Origin of the sequence: Streptomyces sp. NPDC049627 (assembly GCF_044465645.1) — a bacterium.
Taxonomy (GTDB): Bacteria; Actinomycetota; Actinomycetes; order Streptomycetales; family Streptomycetaceae; genus Streptomyces.
In genome coordinates this window covers 324,103-346,029 of sequence record NZ_JBITLW010000007.1, presented here as the reverse complement: position 1 = coordinate 346,029, position 21,927 = coordinate 324,103, and the positions used below count along the sequence as shown (strand labels likewise).

General features: G+C 71.4%; 14 protein-coding genes. 4 read left to right on the top strand and 10 right to left on the bottom strand.

The features are described from left to right. Positions 1-63: 63 nt before the first annotated feature. Positions 64-690, top strand: coding sequence for a hypothetical protein (locus tag ACIBU0_RS21240; RefSeq protein WP_398820446.1), 627 nt, complete (start codon positions 64-66; stop codon positions 688-690). Positions 691-760: 70 nt separating this feature from the next. Then, positions 761-1,234 carry a pyridoxamine 5'-phosphate oxidase family protein gene (locus ACIBU0_RS21235; protein WP_398820444.1) on the top strand — a complete coding sequence of 158 codons (474 nt, stop codon included), beginning with the start codon at positions 761-763 and terminating at the stop codon, positions 1,232-1,234. 12 nt (positions 1,235-1,246) lie between these two features. Here ACIBU0_RS21235 and guaA read toward each other — a convergent pair whose 3' ends face one another. Further along, on the bottom strand, positions 1,247-2,827 hold the full coding sequence (gene guaA / locus ACIBU0_RS21230; RefSeq protein WP_398820441.1) for a glutamine-hydrolyzing GMP synthase: 1,581 nt from the start codon (positions 2,825-2,827) through the stop codon (positions 1,247-1,249). A gap of 442 nt (positions 2,828-3,269) precedes the next feature. On the opposite strand from guaA, the gene ACIBU0_RS21225 reads away from it, so the two are divergent. Then, positions 3,270-3,551: a chorismate mutase gene (locus ACIBU0_RS21225; RefSeq protein ID WP_398820438.1), complete on the top strand. Its 282-nt coding sequence runs from the start codon at positions 3,270-3,272 to the stop codon at positions 3,549-3,551. Between the two features lie 527 nt (positions 3,552-4,078). Here the strand turns inward: ACIBU0_RS21225 and ACIBU0_RS21220 are convergent. Then, positions 4,079-5,209 carry a hypothetical protein gene (locus ACIBU0_RS21220; RefSeq protein WP_398820435.1) on the bottom strand — a complete coding sequence of 377 codons (1,131 nt, stop codon included), beginning with the start codon at positions 5,207-5,209 and terminating at the stop codon, positions 4,079-4,081. A 246-nt stretch (positions 5,210-5,455) separates the two neighbouring features. Between ACIBU0_RS21220 and ACIBU0_RS21215 the strand changes: the two genes are divergently transcribed. Beyond that, on the top strand, positions 5,456-6,514 hold the full coding sequence (locus tag ACIBU0_RS21215; protein WP_398820432.1) for an LAETG motif-containing sortase-dependent surface protein: 1,059 nt from the start codon (positions 5,456-5,458) through the stop codon (positions 6,512-6,514). 96 nt (positions 6,515-6,610) lie between these two features. Here the strand turns inward: ACIBU0_RS21215 and ACIBU0_RS21210 are convergent, their stop codons facing one another. From ACIBU0_RS21210 to ACIBU0_RS21175, 8 genes are all read right to left on the bottom strand, one after another. Beyond that, complete coding sequence (locus ACIBU0_RS21210) at positions 6,611-8,389, bottom strand: GMC family oxidoreductase N-terminal domain-containing protein (RefSeq protein ID WP_398820429.1); 1,779 nt, start codon at positions 8,387-8,389, stop codon at positions 6,611-6,613. A 27-nt stretch (positions 8,390-8,416) separates the two neighbouring features. Then, entirely contained in the window at positions 8,417-10,030 is a 1,614-nt protein-coding gene (locus ACIBU0_RS21205; RefSeq protein ID WP_398820426.1) for a succinic semialdehyde dehydrogenase, read from the bottom strand. A 131-nt stretch (positions 10,031-10,161) separates the two neighbouring features. Further along, positions 10,162-11,949 (bottom strand): protein kinase, encoded by a 1,788-nt coding sequence (locus tag ACIBU0_RS21200; RefSeq protein WP_398820424.1) that lies wholly within the window; start codon positions 11,947-11,949, stop codon positions 10,162-10,164. Between the two features lie 38 nt (positions 11,950-11,987). Next, positions 11,988-13,601, bottom strand: a complete 1,614-nt coding sequence (locus ACIBU0_RS21195) for a serine/threonine-protein kinase (RefSeq protein WP_398820421.1) — start codon at positions 13,599-13,601, stop codon at positions 11,988-11,990. Positions 13,602-13,693: 92 nt separating this feature from the next. Continuing rightward, positions 13,694-14,851, bottom strand: a complete 1,158-nt coding sequence (locus ACIBU0_RS21190) for a serine/threonine-protein kinase (RefSeq protein ID WP_398820418.1) — start codon at positions 14,849-14,851, stop codon at positions 13,694-13,696. A 93-nt stretch (positions 14,852-14,944) separates the two neighbouring features. Continuing rightward, positions 14,945-16,663 (bottom strand): serine/threonine-protein kinase, encoded by a 1,719-nt coding sequence (locus ACIBU0_RS21185; protein ID WP_398820415.1) that lies wholly within the window; start codon positions 16,661-16,663, stop codon positions 14,945-14,947. A 151-nt stretch (positions 16,664-16,814) separates the two neighbouring features. Further along, positions 16,815-19,571 (bottom strand): protein kinase, encoded by a 2,757-nt coding sequence (locus ACIBU0_RS21180; protein ID WP_398820412.1) that lies wholly within the window; start codon positions 19,569-19,571, stop codon positions 16,815-16,817. Positions 19,572-19,756: 185 nt separating this feature from the next. After that, on the bottom strand, positions 19,757-21,892 hold the full coding sequence (locus ACIBU0_RS21175) for a protein kinase (RefSeq protein WP_398820409.1): 2,136 nt from the start codon (positions 21,890-21,892) through the stop codon (positions 19,757-19,759). Positions 21,893-21,927 lie beyond the last annotated feature (35 nt).

Here is a 21,927-nt window from a genome sequence, read left to right as displayed (position 1 = left end):
GGGGCTCACGGGTCTGGTGTGCGGAACCAGAAATTCAGCGTCACTTTTCAGCCGGGAGTCCCTGTGAGCCTCGTCGACCGCCGCGTCACCGCCCTCATGCGCCAGATCGCCTCCCAGGACGTCGTCGAGATCGTCCACCCGTACGCCCAGCTGCAGACGTTCGGCGCACTCGCGTACATCGCCGAGTGCTACGGCTTCCGGTACGCCGACGTGCGCCGCGAAGGCGAGAACAAGTCCCTGCACGTCTACCTGGTCCGCGACGCCGACCCCCGGGCGCAGCAGCGGGCGGCGGCCAACGCGGCCGCGTTCCCGCAGGCGGGCGCGGGTGGCCCGGTCCCCGGTATGCAGCCGGGTTCGCTGACTCCGCTCCCCGAGGCACAGCCGGACGTCGACCTGCTCGCCACGCTCATCAAGTACGACTCCCTCGGCGCGGTGGGCGACCGCAAGCGGCTGCTCACCATGGCCGGGGCCCTCGCGGCCCTGTTCCTGCTCATGGCCCCCCTGACCGGCAAGTACGCCGTTCTGCTCCCGCTCGCCGTCCTGATACCGGCGTGCCTGCTGGGCGCCCTGCGCATCAACACGACCCGGCGCGCGAAGCTGGCCCAGCGGCTCACGGCCGCCGGATGCACGCCGGTCCGCGACGAGGCGGGCCGGGAGAGGTACGTCCGGCCGGTGCCGTACACGGCATGACGCCGCCGTCAGGGGCCGACACCCCGGATACCCGACAGCAGATGTCGGGTATCGGCGTCACACTCGCCGTATGACAGCGAACTGGGCGGCTTTCGCCGCCGCCGAACCCGCGCTCGCGAAGATCGTCGAAGAGCGCTTCGGCGCCTTCACCCACCACGTCCTGGCCACCCTCCGCAAGGACGGCTCCCCGCGCACCACCGGTCTGGAGGTCCGCTTCCTGAACGGCGAGCTGTGGCTCGGCATGATGCCGGACTCGCTCAAGGCCCTCGACCTGCGCCGCGACCCGCGCTTCGCGCTGCAGGCGAACCCCGGGGAGGGGCAGGGCATGGGCGGCGGGGATGTGCGGATCAGCGGTCGGGCGATCGAGATCGACGATCCGGAGACGAAGGCCGCATACGGCGAAGAGGTGGAACCGCCGGAGCCGTTCCACCTCTTCCGCACCGAGCTGACGGAGGTCGTCAGGACCTACGTCGAGGACGACAAGTACCTCGTCGTCGAAGTCTGGAAGCCCGGAGAGCCGGTGCGCACTCTCAAGCGGACCTGAGCCCCGAAGGGCTCACTCCCACTCGATCGTCCCCGGCGGCTTCGAGGTCACGTCGAGGACGACGCGGTTGACGTCCCGTACCTCGTTGGTGATCCGGGTCGAGATCTTGGCGAGGACGTCGTACGGCAGTCGCGACCAGTCGGCGGTCATCGCGTCCTCGGACGAGACGGGCCGCAGCACGATCGGGTGGCCGTAGGTGCGGCCGTCGCCCTGGACGCCGACGCTGCGGACGTCCGCGAGCAGCACCACCGGGCACTGCCAGATGTCGCGGTCGAGGCCGGCCGCGGTCAGCTCCTCGCGGGCGATGGCGTCGGCCTCGCGGAGCAGGTCCAGGCGCTCCTTGGTGACCTCGCCGACGATCCGGATGCCGAGGCCGGGGCCCGGGAACGGCTGGCGCTGGACGATCTCCTCCGGCAGGCCGAGCTCCTGGCCGACCATGCGGACCTCGTCCTTGAACAGCTTGCGCAGCGGCTCGATGAGCTGGAACTCGAGGTCCTCGGGGAGGCCGCCCACGTTGTGGTGGGACTTGATGTTGGCGGTGCCGGTGCCGCCGCCGGACTCGACCACGTCGGGGTAGAGGGTGCCCTGGACGAGGAACTCGACCGCCGGACCCTCGTCCGCGATGATCTCCGCCTGGGCCTGCTCGAAGACCCGGATGAACTCGCGGCCGATGATCTTCCGCTTCTCCTCGGGGTCGGAGACCCCGGCGAGCGCCTTGAGGAACCGCTCCTCCGCGTCCACGACCTTCAGCTGCACGCCGGTCGCGGCCACGAAGTCCTTCTCGACCTGCTCGGTCTCACCCTTGCGCATCAGGCCGTGGTCGACGTACACGCAGGTCAGCTGGGAGCCGATGGCCTTCTGGACGAGGGCGGCGGCCACGGCGGAGTCGACGCCGCCGGACAGACCGCAGATCGCCCGCTTGTCGCCGACCTGCTCGCGGATCGCGGCGACCTGTTCGTCGATGACGTTGCCGGTGGTCCAGTTCGGCTGCAGGCCGGCACCCCGGTACAGGAAGTGCTCCAGCACCTGCTGGCCGTGCGTGGAGTGCATGACCTCGGGGTGGTACTGGACGCCGTACAGCTTCTTCTCGTCGTTCTCGAAGGCGGCGACCGGGACGACGTCCGTGGAGGCCGTGACGGAGAAGCCCTCGGGGGCGGCGGAGCAGGCGTCGCCGTGCGACATCCACACGTGCTGCTCGGCCGGGGTGCCCTCGAACAGGGTCGAGGACGACTTCGACACGTGGAGATCCGTACGGCCGTACTCGCGGGCGCCGGTGTTGTCGACCGTGCCGCCGAGGGACTGTGCCATCAGCTGGAAGCCGTAGCACATGCCGAAGACGGGGACACCGGCCTCGAAGAGCGCGCGGTCGAGGCGGGGGGCGCCCTCCTCGTACACCGACGAGGGGCCGCCGGAGAGGATGATCGCCGCCGGGTTCTTGGCGAGCATCTCCTCGACGGGCATGGTGCTCGGCACGATCTCGCTGTAGACCCGGGCCTCGCGGACGCGACGGGCGATGAGCTGGGCGTACTGCGCGCCGAAGTCGACGACCAGGACGGTGTCGGGGGCGGCGGCAGCGGGGGTCGCTGGTGACACGGGAGCCTTCCGGCGGTGGGGCGGGGTCTCTGTGCTGGCCAATTCTACCGGGGTGACTGCAGGGACGGTCCCGTCCCGGGGGCTGCCGCCCCCGGACCCCCGCTCCGGCCCCGAAAGGGCCTCGTCCTCGAACGCCGGACGGGCTGAAATGCCCGGACCGGCGCTGAGGAAGGCCCCGCTCGTCTCTTGCGAGGCACGCTCGTCTCAGGATGCGAACCGGGTTGGCCATCCCCCGCCGCCCCTGCATACTGAGCCCATGCTCACGCACTCGACCTTCCTCTTTACCTATGGCACCGGGCCCACCGGCTGCCATGGTCGTGCTGCTTGAGCAACTGACAAGCGACTTCCCAGGCGCCCCGGGCCGACAAGGTCCGGGGCGCCTGGTGTTTTCCCGGATCCTGCCGCTCCGGGGCACCTCACCCCGACAGACGGAGGAGCCCCCATGACCGCCATCGACGTGACCGGCGCCCGTACCGCCGAGGCCGCCGACCTGATCACCGGCGCCCGCGGACGCATCGACGCGCTGGACGACCGGATCATCGGCCTGATCCAGGAACGGATGGCCGTCTCCGCCGTGATCCAGGAGGCGCGCATCACCTCCGGTGGACGGCGCGTGAACCTCTCCCGCGAGATGGAGGTCCTCAGCCACTACAGCGAGGCCCTCGGCAAGCCCGGCACGGCCCTCGCCATGACGCTGCTCGAACTGTGCCGCGGTCGCATCTGAGTTCGGGGCCCCTCTCACCCGTACGGCGCGTGACGCCTCCCGCAGCCCTTCGTTGGTACCGGTGTCCGTGCCAGCCAGGCACGGGCCCGAAAGAACCACGCGTGGCTCGCTGGAGCGATGAGGCGTACGGATCGTGCCGTGCGCCGTGGGACCTCGCTCCAGGTAAGTGACCGGACGGCAGGGGACAGCAGCCCGGTCACCCAAGAGAGGTCGGCTCCGGGGACGCCCGGGGCCGGCCGGCGGAAGTGCAAGAAGGATCTACGAAGTACAAGAAGACGTACAAGGCTCGGTCCAGCGGTTGCGGTGGCCGCTTCCATCCACCACGATGCGTAGAAACCGACGCGCACCCGTGCGTGGCGGCACTGCCAGAGGTCGAGACCTCGGCACACAAGGCCTTACCGGACCAGCGGCGCAACCCCCCGGCGCCGCTTCCCAGGCACCGATGCTGCCCTGACGTCGGTGCTGACGAAAGAAGGGCCCCGCGGCTCCTGCCCGCGGGGCCCTTCTCATGCCCGTCGGCTCACGCGTCAGGTGCGGGAGACGGTGCCGCACTCCGCCGCGCGGTCCGCGTCGATCTCCTTGCTGCGGTCGTACGGGTCCGTCGTCGGGCCGGAGGGGGGTGCGCCGGTGGGCAGCGCCGAGTCGAAATGCGGGTGCAGATAGCCGTCGTACACGTCGCAGGCGGAGTTGCCGACCTCCTGGTCGTGGCGCCGGACGGTGATCTTCCCCGGGGTGACCCGGTATCGGGTCGGGTCGGAGAGCTCGACGTCGAGGACCCGGCGGATGATCGTGCGGGCCACCTCGGTCGAACCCTCGCGGACGAGCGGGTAGACGAAGGTGTAGTCGGCGTGCACGACGACGGAGGCGTGCTCACCCTCCTTGAAGGTCATACGTCCGCGCGTCTTGACGACATCACCGGCGAGCCGCACCTCGTCGGGGTCGAAGCGGCTGAACATCCACAGGGGATCGTGGTCCTTGTCCGGCTTGCGCAGCGCGGTGGTCAGCAGGTCGAGCAGTTCCGTCTGGCGGGGCTCGATGACGCCGAGTGCGGTTTCCGGGCGTTCGCCCCGCAGAGTGGCCGGGTCGAGGTTGGCGTCGACCAGGAGCCTTCTGGTCTGTCGCAGCGCCTGTTCCACCTGTCCCTGCGACAGCGTGCCGACCGGGGTGGCCTTCGGCAGTGCGATGCCGGCCTCGCCGTCGGCCCAGCGTTCGGCCGGGGAGCCGGCGAACGGCCTGGCCACCGTGGGGACGGCGGGATCGGCGGATCCGGGCGCGGCCGTCGGGGCGGCGGTCTCCGCCGGGAGCGGCGAGGCTGCCCCGCCCTTCGGTGACGAGGCGGCGCTGCCGAACGGATCGCCGGGTATCAGCGAGGGCCGTACCGCCACGACGGCCAGGGCGACGGCGAGAGGCACGCCGACGATCGCCCAGCGGCGACGGCGCCGGGTGGCCCGGCCGTTCATCTCCTGCCGGGCGGGGCCGGTACGCCATCCGGCGGGCAGCTCACCCCTGGCTTCCTGCTGCCGGAGCCGCTCGGTGACCATGCGGGCGCGGGCGGAGGGCTCCTTCGGGGCGGAGGAACGATCCCGCTCGGCGTCCTGGACGAACTTCTCCCATTCCTCGTCCGATATGGACGACCCCTCGGAGGGCTTCTCGGTCACGGCGGTGTGGGCTTCCTCTCAGGGGACTGTCGGCCGGCTGAGCGTACGTCAGCTCCGGACCGCCGGGCAGAGAATCCCCGACTGTGATGCAGGCCACATAAGAAATCCGTTAGAGGGTGCACAACCTTTCACAGCCGTCGCTGATCAAACCCTGCGAATCACGGGCCACAACCCGCGCCCCACACGCGGAGGCCTCCCTTACTCGCGTGTTGCGTCGTCGCAGCACTCCGGACTTTCGAGGTCTTCATGAAGCTTCGCCGCGCCCTGGCCGCCGCAGCCACGACGGCTGTCATAGCGCCGATCGCGCTGCTGTCCGCGCCGGCCGCGTTCGCCACGGACGACCCCACGACGCCCACCGAGACCGTGACGGAGGCGCCGACCACCGACGCGCCGACCGACACGCCCACCACCGAGGCGCCGACCGACACGCCGACGACCGAGGCGCCGACCGACGCCGCGACCACCGAGGCGCCGACGACCGACGCCCCGACCGAGTCCGCCACCCCCACCGCCACGGAGAGCACCCCGGCCGGCGAGGAGTCCACCCCGGCTCCCGAGGAGAGCACCCCCTCCGAGGGCGACGACGAGTGGAACCCGTACGAGGACTGCGAGACGTTCGACCTCGACGACAACCTCAAGGCCGAGATCTCCGGCCTGCCGAGCAAGATCGTCGCGGGTTCGGGCTGGCACAACTTCGAGTTCGTCGCCACGAACAACTCGGACAAGGACCTGGAGAACGTCTGGATCGAGGCGCTCACCGAGTACGCGGACGAGGACGTGAACGACTCGCTGTACTCCGACCTGGCCGTGATCCAGGTCAAGGAGGACGGCAAGTGGACCAGCGCCTACCAGGACCAGTACGAGGACGAGAACGGCAAGACCGTCTTCACCGGTAGCTTCGTCGCCTCCCTCGACAAGCTGGAGGCGAACTCCTCCGCCACCCTGGAACTGCGGGTGTCCGTGAAGAAGAGCGCCCCGGCCGGCTCGTCCTTCGCGCTGAGCCAGGCGATCTACGCCGGCGAGGACGCCGCCTGCTACGGCAACGGTGAGTTCTACGAGTTCACCGTCCTCGCCGCGGGCAGCAACCCGGGCAACCCCGGCGACGCCGAGCCGAACGGTGAGAAGCCCTCGGGCATCGACGGCAAGAAGCCGCAGGGCGAGGTCCAGGAGATCACCGGCAACCTGGCCGAGACCGGCTCCAGCTCCAACCTCCCGGTCATCGCGACCGTCGGTGGCGTCGCCATCGTCGCCGGTGCGGGTGTCGTGTTCGCCATGCGCCGCCGCAAGGCCGGTGCGGAGGCCTGAGCCTCACCAAAGCTCAACGCAAGACGGAGAAGGACCTGCGCTCGGAGGGGGGTGCAGGTCCTTCTCCGTCTGTCGGTCGTTCGGCTGACCGGTCTCCTACTTCTTCGGCGGCACCGCCGGCATCCCCAGGAACGGCAGCCTCAACGCCCCGAACGCCTCCGCCGGGACCGCCGGTGACTTCGGCTCGACCGGCTTGAGGCGTTCGTACGCCGCTCCCTGCGCCGGGCGCGGGTCCGCCTCGCCCTTGTTCGGCCAGTAGGACATCGCCCGCTCGGCCTGCGCGGTGATCGTCAGGGAGGGGTTCACGCCCAGGTTGGCCGACACCGCCGCCCCGTCGACGACCGAGATGCCGGGGTGGCCGTACAGGCGGTGGTACGGGTCGATGACGCCGGTCTCGGGGGAGGAACCGATGGGGCAGCCGCCGAGGAAGTGGGCGGTGAGGGGGGTGCCCATGAGTTCGCCGACGTTGGAGCCGGCGAAGCCGTTGATGTCCGCCGCGATCGCCGACGCCGCCTCCGAGGCCGCCTTGATCTGCTTGGGGTTGGGGGACCCGTGGCCCTGGCGTGCCGTCAGCAGGCCCTTGCCGACGCCGTCCGGCTTCAGGTAGGTCGTGAGGGAGTTGTCCAGGGACTGCATCACCAGGCCGATGATGGTCCGCTCCGACCAGCGGCGGTTGGAGAGGGAGCGCAGGACGAGGAGGGGATGGCGGGCCGCGTTCGCCAGCCAGGCGCCGGCCCGTGAGCGGCCCTCCGCGTACGGGACCTGGAGGATCGACAGGCCGCCCATCGAGTTGGAGCCCTTGCCGTAGCGGACCGGCTCGATGTGGGTGTTCTCGTCCGGGTGGATGGACGACGTGATGGCGACCCCGCGCGTGAAGTCGACCTTCGGCGTGCCCGTCGCCTTGCGGTAGCGCCGGTTGTCGGTCTGCGCGCCGACCAGGGCCTCCGAGTTGGTGCGGGTCAGTTCGCCCAGTCTGGAGGAGAGATACGGCAGCTGACCGCCCGCCTTCATGCGGTGCAGGAGCGTCTGGGTGCCGTACGTGCCGGCTGCCAGCACCACCTTGCGGGCCTTGAAGAGCCGGCCCTCGCCCTTCTTCTTCCGGTCCGTCGGCAGGGTCGCCACCGCATAGCCGCCCTGCGAGTCGTCCGTGATCGACACGACCGTCGTCAGGGGGTGCACGACCGCGCCCGCCTTCTCGGCGAGGTAGAGGTAGTTCTCGTTGAGGGTGTTCTTCGCGCCGTGCCGGCAGCCGGTCATGCACTCGCCGCACTCGGTGCAGGCCTTGCGGGACGGGCCCGCCCCGCCGAAGTAGGGGTCGGCGACCTCGCCGCCCGGACGGGCCTTGGCCTCCCCGTCCGCGTCCTTGCCGTCCCCGAAGAAGACACCGACCGGCGCCATGTGGAACGTGTCACCGACGCCCATCCGCTCGGCGGCGGCCTTCAGATGGACGTCGGAGGGCGTCATCGTCGGGTTGAGCCGTACGCCGAGCATGCGCCGGGCCTGGTCGTAGTACGGCTTGAGCTCCTCCTGCCAGTCCGTGATGTCACGCCACTGGGGGTCGTCGAAGAAGGCCTTCGGCGGTACGTAGAGGGTGTTGGCGTAGTTGAGGGAGCCGCCGCCGACGCCCGCTCCCGCCAGCACCATGACGTTGCCCAGCAGGTGGATCCGCTGGATGCCGTACATGCCGAGCTTCGGGGCCCAGAGGTAGTTCTTCAGGTCCCACGAGTTCTTCGGCAGGCTTTCGCGGGTCCAGCGGCGGCCGGCTTCCAGGACACCTACGCGGTAGCCCTTCTCGGTGAGGCGAAGGGCGGTGACGGAACCGCCGAAGCCCGAGCCGACGACGATGACGTCGTAGTCGTAGGTGTCCTGTGACACATGCTCTCCTCGTTGAGAACGAAAGGCCTACTTGAAGCGCAGGGCCTTCATCAGCCGCAGACTCCGGCTCATGAACTGCGCGTACTTCTCGTCGTCCATCCCCAGGGAGGGGGCCATCGGCAGCAGGCGCTGCTGGGCGACCGTCTGGGCCTCCGTGTACTTGAGGATGCCCTCGGAGCCGTGGCGGCGGCCGAGGCCGGAGTCCTTCATGCCGCCCATGGGCGACTGGACGCTGCCGTACGCGGGCGCATAGCCCTCGTTGACGTTGACCGTGCCGGTGCGCAGACGGGACGCGACCTCGCGGCCGCGGCGGCCGTCCTTCGTCCAGACCGACGAGTTGAGGCCGTACGGCGTGGAGTTGGCGAGTTCGATCGCCTCGTCCTCGGTCTTGAAACGGTAGATGGAGACGACCGGGCCGAAGGTCTCCTCGGCGCAGACGGTCATCTGGGGCTCGACGCCGTCGAGGATCGTCGGCTCGAAGAAGTACGGGCCGACGTCGGGGCGCGCCACACCGCCCGCGACGAGCTTGGCGCCCTTGGCGACGGCCTCCTCCACGTGCCGGGTGACCGTCTCCAGCTGCCGTTCACCGACCAGCGAGCCCATGTCGGCGCCGTACGCCAGGGACGTGCCCAGCCGCATCGCCTTGGTGCGGGCGGCGAAGCGCTCCACGAAGGCGTCCGCGACGGACTCGTGGACGTACAGCCGCTCGATGGAGATGCAGAGCTGGCCGGCGGAGGAGAAGCAGGCGTGGACGGCGCCCGCGGCGGCCTTCTCTATGTCGGCGTCCTCCAGTACCAGCATGGCGTTCTTGCCGCCGAGTTCGAGGGAGACGCCGACCAGGCGGGCCGCGGCGCCCTGGGCGACCTCGCGGCCGGTGCGGGTGGAGCCGGTGAAGGAGACGTAGTCGGCGTGCTTGACGACCTCGGGTCCGACGACCGGGCCCTCGCCGAGGACGACCTGGAAGACGTCGGCGGGCAGGCCGGCCTCGATGAGCAGGTCACGGGCCCAGAGCGCGGTGAGGCAGGTCTCCGTGTCCGGCTTCATCACGACCGCGTTGCCCGCGACGAAGGCGGGGAGCGCGTCGCCGACGGACAGCTCCAGGGGGTAGTTCCAGGGGGCGATCTGGCCGACGACTCCGCGCGGGTGGCGCAGTTCGGTGACCTTGGTGAGGGTCGGCACGGCGCCGGTGTGCCGCTTGGGCTTCAGATACGACGGTGCCTTACGGCCGTAATGGCGGGCCGCGACGGCGACGGCCTGCACCTCCTCGTGGGCGTGCAGGCGGGCCTTGCCGGTCTCCAGCTGAATGAGGTCGAGGACCTCGGCCTGGCGTGCGAGCACCAGGTCGTGGAAACGGAGCAGGACGGCGGCACGCTGCCGCACCGGGACCTGTGCCCAGACGGCCTGGGCCCGGCGGGCCGCGTCGAAGGCCTTGTGCACGTCCTCGGGCGTGGACTCGGGCAGGTCGGCCAGCTTCTCGCCGGTGAACGGCGTGTGGTTGGCGGTACGACCGGAGCCGGCCACGCCCTTGGTGAGCTGGGCGACCAGCTCGGGGGTGACCACGTCGGCGGCGGTGCGGGCGCCCTCCGGGGCGGGGGCGAGGGGGTTCGTGCCGGTCTTGGCCGGGGCCTGCGCGTCCGTCATGAGGCGCAGGGTATGCCGGAGCGGAGCCTTTGTGTACCCGTCGGTAACGCGGATTCACCGAGTGCTCACATGCCGCCAGTGACCACTGGCAACAAATGCGCTGATCAGGGCGTTGCCGACGCAGTGCCGAATCACTCGATCTCGAGTCGGTCACGGGCGCCCTTGAAGACGGCGGTGCCCTTCTTCTCCGAGGGCGTGCCCTTGGGCATGTCGACGCGCAGCTCGTACATGCGGTCGTCGGCGGTGACCACGAACAGTTGCATACAGCGGGTCGGGGACTCCTCCATGTCGTAGGTGGTGTCGACGAGGACGGCGTCGTAGCCCTTGAAGCTCGTACGGGTGTACTGGCCGCTCGCGTCGTGGTTGTAGCTGTTCCAGGTCTCCTGCGCCTGCTCGGCCTGGTCCAGCAACGGGCCCGGCGACTTGTCCCACTGGGTGAGGCGCACCTGGACGAGGCCGATGTCGTAGACGACGAGGCGGGGCTGGTCGGTGGCGCTGCCCTCGCGCGCCATCTCCTTGTACTCGGCGGGGAGGGAGAGGACGGCGTTCATGTCCTTCTCCGCGTGGGTGATCCAGGTGCCGCCGCCGGGGGTGGCGGTGGGCGTGGTGGGGCTGGGGCTTCGCGCCGGGGCCAAGGGGGCCGAGCTGTGGGTGGGGTTCATCTCCGTGCGGTCGTCGCCCTTGTCGACGAGGAAGGAGGACGTGGTGAACCAGGTGCCGGCGACGAGGAGGACGCCCAGGACGGCGACGGGGATGGGGCGCAGGAGGAGGTGGCCCCTGCGCTTCGGAGCGGGCGGCGTGGTCACTGTGGAGGAGGTGACGTCGGACGAGGACTCGGATGTCGGCCCGTCGGCCGGCTGCGGGGCCGCCCCGGCCGCCGACCCCGACGTCCCTCCGGCCGACGGCTCGGGCCCCGGCTCCCCCGCTGGCCCGTCCGCCGGTCCGTCCGCCGCTCCATCCGCCGGCTCACTCACCGCCGCACCCAGCAGCCGTACCGTCCCCGAGTCCTCCGCGAACTCCCGCAGCCCCGAAGCGTCCTGCGGTCCCGCCACCGCCGATCCCCCGGAGGGCTCCGGCACCGGCCACCCCTCCGCGACCGCCTCCAGCGCCGCGCCGACCTCGTCCGCGCCGGGCCGCCGCTCGGGATCCTTCTCCAGGAGCCGCACGATCAACGACCCGAGCGGCCCCGCCTGTTTCGGCTCGGGCGGATCGGCGGCGAGGATCGCGGCGAGCGTGGACTCCAGGGTCGTACGGCGAAAGGGCGACCAGCCCTCCACGGCGGCGTACAGCAGCACGCCGAGCGACCACAGGTCGGAGGCGGGGCCGACGCCGCGGCCGGACATCCGCTCGGGTGCGATGAACTCCAGGGAGCCGATGAACTCGCCGCTGACGGTGAGGGATTCCTCGCCCTGGATGTGGGCGATGCCGAAGTCGGTGAGGACGACGCGGTCATGGCGGCCGAGCAGGACGTTGGCGGGCTTGACGTCGCGGTGCACGATGCCGACGTCGTGCGCGGCCCGCAGGGCGCCGAGGACGGCGAAGCCGATGCGGGCGGACTCGGCGGGCCCGAGCGGCCCGCGCTGGAGGACCTCGTGCAGGGACTCGCCGCGGACCAGCTCCATGACGATCCAGGGCAGCCCGTCCTCGACGACGACGTCATGGATGGAGACGGCGGCCGGGTGGTCGACGCGGGCGGCGGCGCGGGCCTCGCGGTAGAGCCGGTGGGCGGCGCGCTGATGGGCCGCGTCCTCCGGGTCGCCGGGCAGCCGCGGCTGCTTGACGGCGACTTCGCGGTCGACCAGTTCGTCGAGCGCACGCCAGACGGTGCCCATGCCGCCGGAGCCGATGCGCTCGACCAGCCGGTAACGTCCGCCGATCACACGCCCGTTGGGGCCGGTGCCGTCGCCGTCGTTGCTCATGCCCCATGACTACCTTGCGATGTGGGACCTTGGCCAGTTCAGAGCTTGCCGATGTCCACGTTCGCGATCACGGTCTTCGCCACCTCACGTCCTCGGTCCGTGAAGTCACCCTTGCCCGGGTAGCTGATCGTCACCTTGTACATGTCGCCCGCCGAGGTCTTGTAGTAGAAGATCTTCAGCTCGCGGGGGCGCGGGTTCTGACTGTCGGTCGTGGTGTACTCGACCGTGTTCTCGGCCGACGGCTTGCCCTGGTACTCGGTCTGCTTCGGACTCGTCCGCGGGCCTTCGGGCATGGAGAGGTCGTAGCTGCCCTGGGCCTTGAACTCCTCGTTCTCGGCGTACATTTCGGCCGCGGCGGAGTTCTTGATCTGGTTCGAGGTGTCCTCGGACTTCCTGTCCACATGCACACCGACCCAGATGCTGCCGCTCCAGTCGGTGTAGGTGACCCAGTTCTTGTCGGTGTCGTCGGCGTCCGGCCTGCCGGCCTGGTAGGTCGTGGGGACGTGCAGGGTCACACCAAGCTTCGGGTGCGCCCGTTCCGTCCAGCCGTCCGGCAACGGACCCGCGAAGGGATCCGCGATCGCCAGATACGCCGTCACCGCACCCGCGACGACCGCCGCACCGATGCCGAGCAACGCCTTGCGCCCCAGCCGGACACCACCCGTTCCGCCGCCCTCGGCGACCCGCACGACCTGCGTGGCCGCGACCGGCGCCGGCGGGTTGGCCGCCTGTTCCAGCAGCGCACGCGTCTGCGCGGCGTTGGGGCGGCGTGCCGGGTCCTTCTGGAGCAGGCCGTTGATGGCCTCGGCGAGCGGGCCCCGGGCGGAGGCGGGCGGGGTGGGCACGGCGTTGAGGACCGACTGGAGCGTCGCCGGGGTGTTGCTGCGGCGGAACGGCGAGACGCCTTCCGTCGCCGCGTACAGCACGACGCCCAGCGACCACAGGTCGCTCGCCGGGCCCGGCCGCTGACCCAGCACCCGCTCCGGCGCTATGTACTCGGGCGAACCGACGAATCCGCCGGTGTCGGTGAGGTTGGTCTCGCCCTCGATCTGGGCGATGCCGAAGTCGGTGAGGACGACGCGGTCATGGCGGCCGAGCAGGACGTTGTCCGGCTTGACGTCACGATGCAGGATGCCCGCCGCGTGTGCCGCCTCCAGCGCGCCGAGCACTTCGAGGCCGATTCTCGCCGCTTCACGGGCCCCGAGCGTGCCCTCCTGCAGCAGATCGCCCAGCGAACGGCCCTGCACCAGCTCCATCACGATCCAGGGCCGGCCGTCCACGACCGCGACGTCATGGACGTTCACGACCGCCGGGTGGTCGAGCCTGGCCGCGGCACGTGCCTCGCGGCGCATCCGCTCGAAGGCCGTGTCCCGTTCGCGTTCGGGAAGGTGATCCGGTACGCGGGGCTCCTTGACGGCGACCTCACGGTCCACCGTCTCGTCCTTGGCCCGCCAGACGGTGCCCATGCCCCCGTGCCCAAGCTTGGCGAGCAGCCGGTAACGGTCTGCGATCAGCCGATCGGCGCCGGGGTCCGGGGCGGGCGCCGCGTAGGGATTGCCGGGAAGCGGCACGGCCACCGGTGAACTCGGCGGTTGCAGAACGAAACTCGTTGGCTCGTCGGATCCGTGAGGGGCTCCCCCGTTGCTGCTCATGGCTCCATGCATATCGCGGCAGGCCGTTCGGCATCCAGCGGGAATGCTTTCCAGTCACAGAGCCGTGACTCAGGTCGCCACTTATCTTCCCTTTATTCGGAGTTGGTGGGGGAAAGAGCCGGAGTTCCCCGTGAGGGAGAAGTGCTGGGTGAGGGCGAGGAACTCGGCGAGAGGGAGGTACCCGATGAGGGGGACACGCTGGGTGTACGAGAGAAGGTCGCCGTACTGGACGGCCTCCCCGAGCCCCCCGGCGCCGAACTCGTCGGCACGACACCCCCGTCCCCGTCCCCGTTCACCAGCAGCGCCGCCGCCGACACCCCCGCCACCGCCATCGCGGCGACCAGCATCGCGATGGCCAGCTTGCTGCGCGTCGAGGACTGCCACTCCGCCCTGCCGAACCGTTTCGGCAGAGGCGCGAGCCCCGTCTCCAGGAACTCCCGCAGCATCCGCTCGGCCCCCGCCGCATCCAGCCGCCGCCCCGGATCCCGCTCCAGCAGCCCCTGCACGACGGGCAGGATCGGCGCCGCCTGCGCGGGCGGACGGATCTCGTCGGAGACGACGGCGAGCACGATGCCGCTCAGCGAGTCGCGCCGGAACGGCGATTCGCCGCTCAGGGCCGCACACAGCAGCGCGCCCACCGACCACAGGTCGGAGGCGGGGCCGGTCCGGGCCCCGGACATCCGCTCGGGCGCGGTGTACTCGGGCGAACCGACGAAGGACCCGGACTCGGTGAGCGTGGGCGTCCCCGGCACCTGCGCGATGCCGAAGTCGGTGAGGACGACGCGGTCGGTGCCGTTCTCGATGACGACGTTGGCCGGTTTGATGTCCCGGTGCAGGACTCCGGCCGCATGCGCCGTGCGCAGCGCGTTCAGCAGGTCGGCGCCGATCCGGGCGGCCTCCGGCGCGTCGACCGGGCCGTGCGTCGCGATCCGGTCGGCGAGGGAGTCGCCGTCGATCAACTCCATGACGATGTAGGGGCGTTCGTCGTCCTCCACGACGTCATGGACGACCATGACGTTCGGGTGGCTGAGCTGCGCGACCGCCTGGGCCTCGCGCAGGGTGCGTTCGCGCTGGCGACGGGCCTCGGCGGCGGAGAGCGTCTCGTCGAGGGGGAGCTCCTTGACGGCCACCGCCCGTCCGAGCAACTGGTCGGTCGCCCGCCATACGACGCCCATGCCACCGCGACCCAGCCTCACCTCGAGGCGGTAACGCCCCGCGATCACACGGAAGTTGGCCCCCTCGGTCCCCATGGGCCTCATCATGCCGCACCGGACGGATCGACTCCGGGCGCCGTTCGGCCAACTCTGCAAAGCGGCAAAGCCTCTGCAAAGCCGCAAAGAACGTCAGGAGCGGTTCGGCTGCCAGCCCTTCAACACGGCCGTGAACTGCCGGCGCGTGGTCTCCCAGTCCGCCTGGGGCGAGGACATGTAGATCGCGTACTCCGTGCCGTCCCGGTCGACGTACGCCTGGTCGATGGCCCGCCGCGGCCCGGGGAAGGGCGTGTCCTTGGGCTGCGCGTTCCACGTGTACTCCCACAGGGAGCCCTCGCGGTCGCGGTAGAGGTTCTCCTTCAGACTCACCGTCTGGTACGCGACCAGCCGCCGCCCCACCTGCTCCTCCAAATCGAGCTGGTGGTCGTAGGCAGTCGCGAAGTCGGGCGAGGTGTCGACGGCGATGCGGACGAAGTGCTTGCCGTTGTCGGGCGTGTAGTCGATCTGCCGCAGGCCGTCGATCTCCCCGCCGACCTCCGACCGTTTCCAGCCCTTGGGGAGGTGGAGCCTGAAGCCCAGCGGGTCGTCGTAGGGCTGCCAGGACGCGGGAACGCCGGCCTCCGGGCTCGGCGAGCCGGTCACCGTGGGGGTAGGGGTGGAGGTGGGTGAGGACCCGGCCGAGGTGTGACGGTTGGCCTGCGGCCCCCACTTCTGCAGCACCACGGCGGTGCCGCCGCCGACGAGCGCGGCGATGGCGACGAGCAGCGCGAGCGTGCGCAGCCGCCGGCGCCTGGGCGGCCGGGCGGGCGTGGCACCGGTGCCCGCTCCGGTGCCGGTGCCGGTGATGTCGTACGGCCGGCCGATCGTCGTCGGACCGGCCATCGGGGGATACGGCGTGCCGGTCGGCGTGTCCGGCCCGACGTGCGCCCTCGCCCCGGCGTGCACCGTCGCCCCGGTGTGCTGGGGACCGGTGCGTGTGTCCGGCTCGTACCGGGTGTGCTGCGTCGGCACGAACGCCTGCGCCGCGCTCGGTGTGCGCCCCTCCGCCGCCTCGGCGAGCATCTGCTCGGCCTCGGCCGCGCCGGGCCGGGTGGCCGGATCCTTGCGCAGCAGGGCGGTGATCACGGGCGTGAGCGGGCCGGCGTGCTGTGGTTCGGCGGGCTCCTCGTCGACGACCGCCTGCATGGTGCCCAGCGGCGAGGTGCGGCGGAAGGGCGAGCGGCCCTCAACGGCCGTGTACAGCGTCGCGCCGAGCGCCCACAGGTCGGAGGCGGCGCCCGGGTCGTGACCGCGGACGCGCTCGGGGGCGAGGTAGTCGACCGAGCCGACGACCTCTCCGGTGCGGGTGATGGTGGTGTCGCCCTCGATCTGGGCGATACCGAAGTCGGTCAGCAGGACCCGGCCGTCCTCGGCGGAGATGAGGACGTTGCCCGGCTTGACGTCGCGGTGCAGGACGCCGGCGGAGTGGGCGGCGCGCAGGGCCCGCAGCACCCACAGGCCGATGCGGGCGGCCTCGGTGGGCTCGACGCGTCCGCGTTCCTTGACCGCGTCGGCCAGCGAGTACCCCTCGACCAGCTCCATCACGATCCACGGCCGGCCGTCGTGCTCCAGCACGTCGTGCACGGTGACGACGGCGGAGTGGTTGATGCGCGCGGCGGCCCGTGCCTCGGCGCGGGTACGGGCGAGCAGCCGCTCCCGGTCACTCTCCGAGACGTAGAGCGCGGCGGTCAACTCCTTGATGGCGACAGCCCGGTGCAGCACCTCGTCGTGCGCACGCCACACGCGGCCCATACCGCCGCTGCCGATCGTGTCGGCGAGCCGGTAGCGCCCCGATACGAGCTGGCCCTGCATCTGATTCACGTTGCCCCGCAATGCTCTTGACAGGGTCAGACTAAGGACCGGCCGACCAGCGGGGAACCACGGGGGTGCCAAGGAAACCGCACTGTGATGGTTGTCGCCGACAGTAAGCGCTCAACAGTCACTCGGCGTCTAGGAGGCGCGTTCAGCCCGTGACCTGATACGTCGCCGACGCCTGCTCGAACAGCCGCGTCACCTCGTCCCGCTCGGCCTCCGGACCGCGCACCTGCACCACGTGGTACCGCCCGTCGATCAGGATCGCGAGATTGCGCACGAACAACTCGCGCCCCTCGCCGTCGGTCCAGGTGAACTGCCCCTCGGCCATGGCCCGCTCGCCGACCTGGATCGTCTTCAGCCCGCTGGAGGAGGCCCAGCTGGAGTCGCGGTACGGCTGCAGCTCCCGCTCGTGCTCCCGCTGGTAGACCATGGGGTCGCTGCCGTACTCGTCCGAGGTGTCCCGCCCCGGTACGACGATGAGGTCGAAGTCGCCGTGCGTGTACAGGACCTGCCCGCGGCCGTTCTTCGGCGTGCGGTTCCAGCCGTTGGCGACGGCGATCTGAAAGCCGGCCGTGTCCTTGCGCAGGGTGAAGCCGTCGGGGACCTCGGGCCCGGTGGTCTGCGTCTCGGTCGAACCGGCCGACTCCGAGGGGCTGTTGCCCGAGGCCGGGGACGTCTGATCGGGCCGCGGCTCGCTGCTCGCCTCCGCGGACTGCTCGGGCGCCGCCGGACCGGCCTGACCCGCGGCGCCGGTGCGGTCGGCGTCCGCCGTGGCACCGCTGCCCTGGTCGGCCTTCGGCATGAACAGCATGGCGTACGCGATCGCCGCGGCCATGCCGAGCAGGACGAGCACCAGCAGCGTACGGCCGAGCCGCTTCGGCGAACGCGCCTCCTGCCTGGCCCGCTTGTGCCGCCCGTGATGCGCGGGCAGCCCGGCCCGCCGCCGGCGCACCAGCTCGCCGCGACGCCGCACGATCGGCAGCCGGCTCGGGTCGACCGGCGGCGCGGCGACGACATGCGTACCGGCATCCGGCTCGGGCGCCGACCGCACCAGCGACCGCAGCCAGCCCCTCAGCTCCTCGAAGTCGAGGCGCTCGGTGGGGTCCTGACGCAGCAGCGACTCCACGACCGGCCTGAGCGGCCCGCATTCCTCGGCGAAGGCGGGCGGTTCCGCGCACACCATCTGCACCAGCTCGGCCGTCGACTCCTCCGGGTACGGCGCATGCCCCTGCACGGCCCGGAAGAGCAGCGCGCCCAGCGCCCACAGGTCGGTCGCGGGTCCGATCGGCGCGGCCAGCTGCCAGTTCTCATGCACCGGCCCCGCCTGCTCCGGCGCCCACCGCTCGGTCACGGGCCCGACCACGGCCATCCGCGCCTGCCGGGCCCGCTCCGCGGCGAGCGCGGTGGTGGGGCCGCGGTGGGCGGGGGCACCGGAGACGAGGTCGTCCCAGCGGGTCGGGGGGTGGGGGGAGTTGATGGCGGGGGGTGGGGTGGGGCTGCCGGGAGAAGTGGGCGCGGTGGTGCCGAGGGCGGGGGCGCCCTGGATGCCGGGAGTGGGGGCGCCCTGCGCGGGGAAGCCGCCGGAGCCCGGTACGGCCGTGCCGGGAGGTGTGCCGAGGGCAGGCTGGGCGCCCGGGCCCGCCGGGGGAAGTGCCGTACGGTCACGGCCCTCGTCCGTCGGCGCACCACCGACCGCACCGCTTCGGGGCGCGGCACCATGCCAGGGCGTGGCCTGTACGCCGTACGGGTCGGCTATCTGGCCCGGGGGCATGGCGATGCCGTTGCCGGAGAGGTACGGCTGGGTGGGATACGGCGGCTGCGCCGAGCCGTTGGCCTGGAGGGCGGGGCCGCCTTCCGGCGCCGGGCGGGCCCCGGGCAACGCGGCCCGTCCGTTCTGCTGTGACTCCTGGACCCGGGCCGCCGCACGGGCCCCCGCCCGATACGCGGCGATCGCTCCGGCCCGCGCGGCCCTGATGTCCCCGCCGGTTTCGAGGACACCGTGCGCCGGCGCACCTGGTGCACCGGTGCCGTCGCCCGCATCGGCCGCGGGCACCTGCATCCCCCCGGCCGCACGCGCCTCGATGGCGGCACGCCGGGCGGCCTCGGGATCCGTGCCACCGGTGCCGGGTCCACCGGGCCCATGGCCGGCGCCGACGCCGCCCGCCCCCGGGAGCGGGCCGGAACGGTCCACACCGCCCGCCTCGCCCAAGCCGCCGCCCGAAGCGGGTCCGCCGCCGAACGTCCCGGCCCCGGAGCCGCCGTGGCCGTCGCCCTCCTCGGCCGGCACCGGGTCATACCCGCACAGCGCCTCCTCCGCGGCTCCGACCGCGAGCCCGGTCAGCATCACCCGGCCGTCGTCGCAGACGAGCACCGTGCGCGCGGTGATGTTGCGGTGGACCCAGCCATGCGCGTGCAGTACGCGCAGCGCCATGAGCACGTCGGAGGCGACCTCGGCCGCCCGGTACGGCGTCAACGGCTTCTCGGCGAGCAACGCGGCCAGCGGACGTGCGGCCACCAACTCGCTCACTATCCACAGCGACCCGCCCTCGGCGAACACGTCGAAGACCTGGTCCAGCCGCGGATGGTCGGGGATCCGCGCCGCGGCCTGCGCCGCCTCCACCGCCCGCCGTACGGCAGGATCACTGGGCCTGCGTGTACTCGAACGCGCCGGGGCCCGTCGCCCCGCGCCCCGGTCCCGCGCATCCCGTGCGGTGAAACCGTCGGGCAGTCCCTCGGCGTCGAGCACCTCCGCCTCGACGACCTCCGGCAACGGCACCTGCCGGACGAGGACTTCCTGCCCGCTGTAGGTGTCGAAGGCGCGGGTCTCGGTGAGTTCGTACTCGTCGGACGGCGGCAGTGGCAGGCGGTAGCGGTCGGCGAGTACCCGGCCCGCATAGTCGTCCACGTTGCCTCCCCCGGCCGTCCGGTTGGTCAATCCCGCTCGTCTTGCGTCCCGTTCCGGACGCAGGACTGGATGCGTACGGTCCGCAATCATTCACGATACGTGCCGGAGGCAACTCGCAAAGAGGGGTTGCCGTATCTCACGGCTCAAACCCGGCCGCCGCAACCCGGAACCGAGGCCCCTTCAGTTCACGACTTGGGCTTGAACGAACCCGTCAGCGTCCGCCATGTCTCCTTGCGCAGGCCACTGTCCCAGTTCGCACTCTTCGCGGTGTACATCAGCGCATATCCGAGATGGTCGTTCACGACGAACCCACGGTCGATCGTCCGGTACTTCGTCCCGCCCTCGACATAGGTGAACTCCCAGTCGGCCGTGTTCCAGTCGCGGTAGTCCACCGCCTCTATGCGGATCTTCTTGTACTGGGAGCGCTCCATGTACTGCTCCTGGCTCTTCCAGTCCGCCACCGGATCGCCCTTCGGCGTGGACGTCCAGGCGACGAGCAGCTTCTGCCCGTCGGGCCCGGTGAACCGGTCCCCCGCCGAGCCCGTGGACTGGAACTTCCATCCCTTGGGCAGCCCGATCGAGTACCCCTGGCTGCCCTTGTGGGTCGACGCGGCCCCGCCGTCGCTCCCGGATCCCGCATCGGCACCGCTCCCGCCGGTCGCGCTCAGCCCGGCGCTCGGCGTACTGCCGGCCTTCGCCCCGGTGCCGGACCCCACTCCGGTCGACGCGGACGCGGACGACTCACCGTCCGTGCGCGTACCGCCGTTCTTGTCCTCCTTGGTGTCGGCACTCGCGCCGGCGGAGGTCTTGGCGGCGCCGCCACCACTCGCCGACGCCTTCGAGTCGTCGTCACCGTAGAGCGCGATGGCGAGCACCGCTCCGATCACGGCGAGCGCGACGACCACCGCGATGATCACCAGCGTCCGCTTCGGCACCACATCGGTGAGCGGCGCTCTCGGCACGGGCCGCGGCGGCAGATCCGGCGGAGGCACCACGGGCCACCCCGAACTGCGGCCGTCACTCTGCCCGTTCCCGCTACCGCCATCCCGCTCGCCGACGCCGGCACTCGCACTGGCACTGGCACTGGCAGCGGAACCGGCAGCCGTCTCGGACCCGGCATCGGACGACCGGCCCGAAGCCCCCGCCCCCGACGACCCCTTGGTTCCACCCGCTCCCGTGGTCGACCCGCCGACCGCACCACCACGGTCCTGCACGCCCACCTCCGGAACAGCGGTCTCGCTCCGGGACTTGGCACGAGCGGCAGCCGCACCGCCGGCCCCGGCGCTCACCGCGGCCTTCCGCACGGACCGCAGCGCCCCGCGCAACCGCTCCCCGGCCTCCTCGCCCCGCTTGCCGGCACCGGAACGGCCCTTGCCCTCAGGCGCGCCGGGCTGCGGCGGCAACGGCACGACCCTTGTCGCGTCCATCGCCGGCTCAGGCTCGTCCTTGGGCTCGGGCGCATGGATGACAGCGTTGAGCAGCGCCCGCGCACCGGCGTCGTCGAGCCGCTTGGCGGGGTCCTTGGTGAGCAGGCCGTAGATGACGTCCTTCAGCGGTCCCGCGTTCTTCGGCTCCTCCAGGGGCTCGGTCATCACCGCCGTCAGCGTGGCGATCGCGGAGCCCTTGTCGTAGGGCGGCACACCCTCGACCGACGCGTACAACAACCCGCCCAGCGACCAGAGGTCGGCCGCCGGGCCCGGCTTGTGGCCGCGGGCCCGTTCGGGGGAGATGTAGGAGGGCGCGCCGACGAGCATGCCGGTCGAGGTGATGGACGGGTCGCCCTCGACCTGGGCGATGCCGAAGTCGGTGAGCACGACCCGGTCGGTGTCGGACTCGAGCAGGACGTTGGACGGCTTGACGTCGCGGTGCAGGATGCCCTCACGGTGCGCGGACCGCAGCACGTCGAGGATGGCCAGACCGACCTCGGCCGCCCGCTTGGGCTCCAGGAGACCGTCCTCCCGGATGACCTCGGCGAGGGACTTGCCCTCGACGAGCTCCATCACGATCCACGGCCGGTCGTCCTCCTCGACGACGTCGAACACCGTCACCGCGCTGTTGTTGCGGATCCGCGCGATCGCCTTGGCCTCGCGCAGGGTGCGCGTGATCAGCCGCCGCTTCTCCTCCTCGTCGATGTTCGACGGGAACCGCAGCTCCTTGACGGCGACCGTCCGCCCCAGCGTCTCGTCCTCGGCACGCCACACCGTGCCCATGCCACCCCGGCCGAGCACTCCTCCCAGCCGGTACCGCCCCGCGAGGAGACGCTCGTGATCGTCCTGACGAGTGTCCTGACGAGATGTTCCCGCCCGCTCCGCCTCCGACATGCGTCCCCTCATACAACCCGCCCTGACAGAGCCTC

Coding starts and splice junctions, on each gene's coding strand:
- ACIBU0_RS21235 (WP_398820444.1), top strand. CDS start 761: ATGACAGCGAACTGGGCGGCTTTCGCCGCCGCCGAACCCGCGCTCGCG.
- ACIBU0_RS21225 (WP_398820438.1), top strand. CDS start 3,270: ATGACCGCCATCGACGTGACCGGCGCCCGTACCGCCGAGGCCGCCGAC.
- ACIBU0_RS21215 (WP_398820432.1), top strand. CDS start 5,456: ATGAAGCTTCGCCGCGCCCTGGCCGCCGCAGCCACGACGGCTGTCATA.
- ACIBU0_RS21205 (WP_398820426.1), bottom strand. CDS start 10,030: ATGACGGACGCGCAGGCCCCGGCCAAGACCGGCACGAACCCCCTCGCC.
- ACIBU0_RS21200 (WP_398820424.1), bottom strand. CDS start 11,949: ATGAGCAACGACGGCGACGGCACCGGCCCCAACGGGCGTGTGATCGGC.
- ACIBU0_RS21195 (WP_398820421.1), bottom strand. CDS start 13,601: ATGAGCAGCAACGGGGGAGCCCCTCACGGATCCGACGAGCCAACGAGT.
- ACIBU0_RS21190 (WP_398820418.1), bottom strand. CDS start 14,851: ATGGGGACCGAGGGGGCCAACTTCCGTGTGATCGCGGGGCGTTACCGC.
- ACIBU0_RS21185 (WP_398820415.1), bottom strand. CDS start 16,663: ATGCAGGGCCAGCTCGTATCGGGGCGCTACCGGCTCGCCGACACGATC.
- ACIBU0_RS21175 (WP_398820409.1), bottom strand. CDS start 21,892: ATGTCGGAGGCGGAGCGGGCGGGAACATCTCGTCAGGACACTCGTCAG.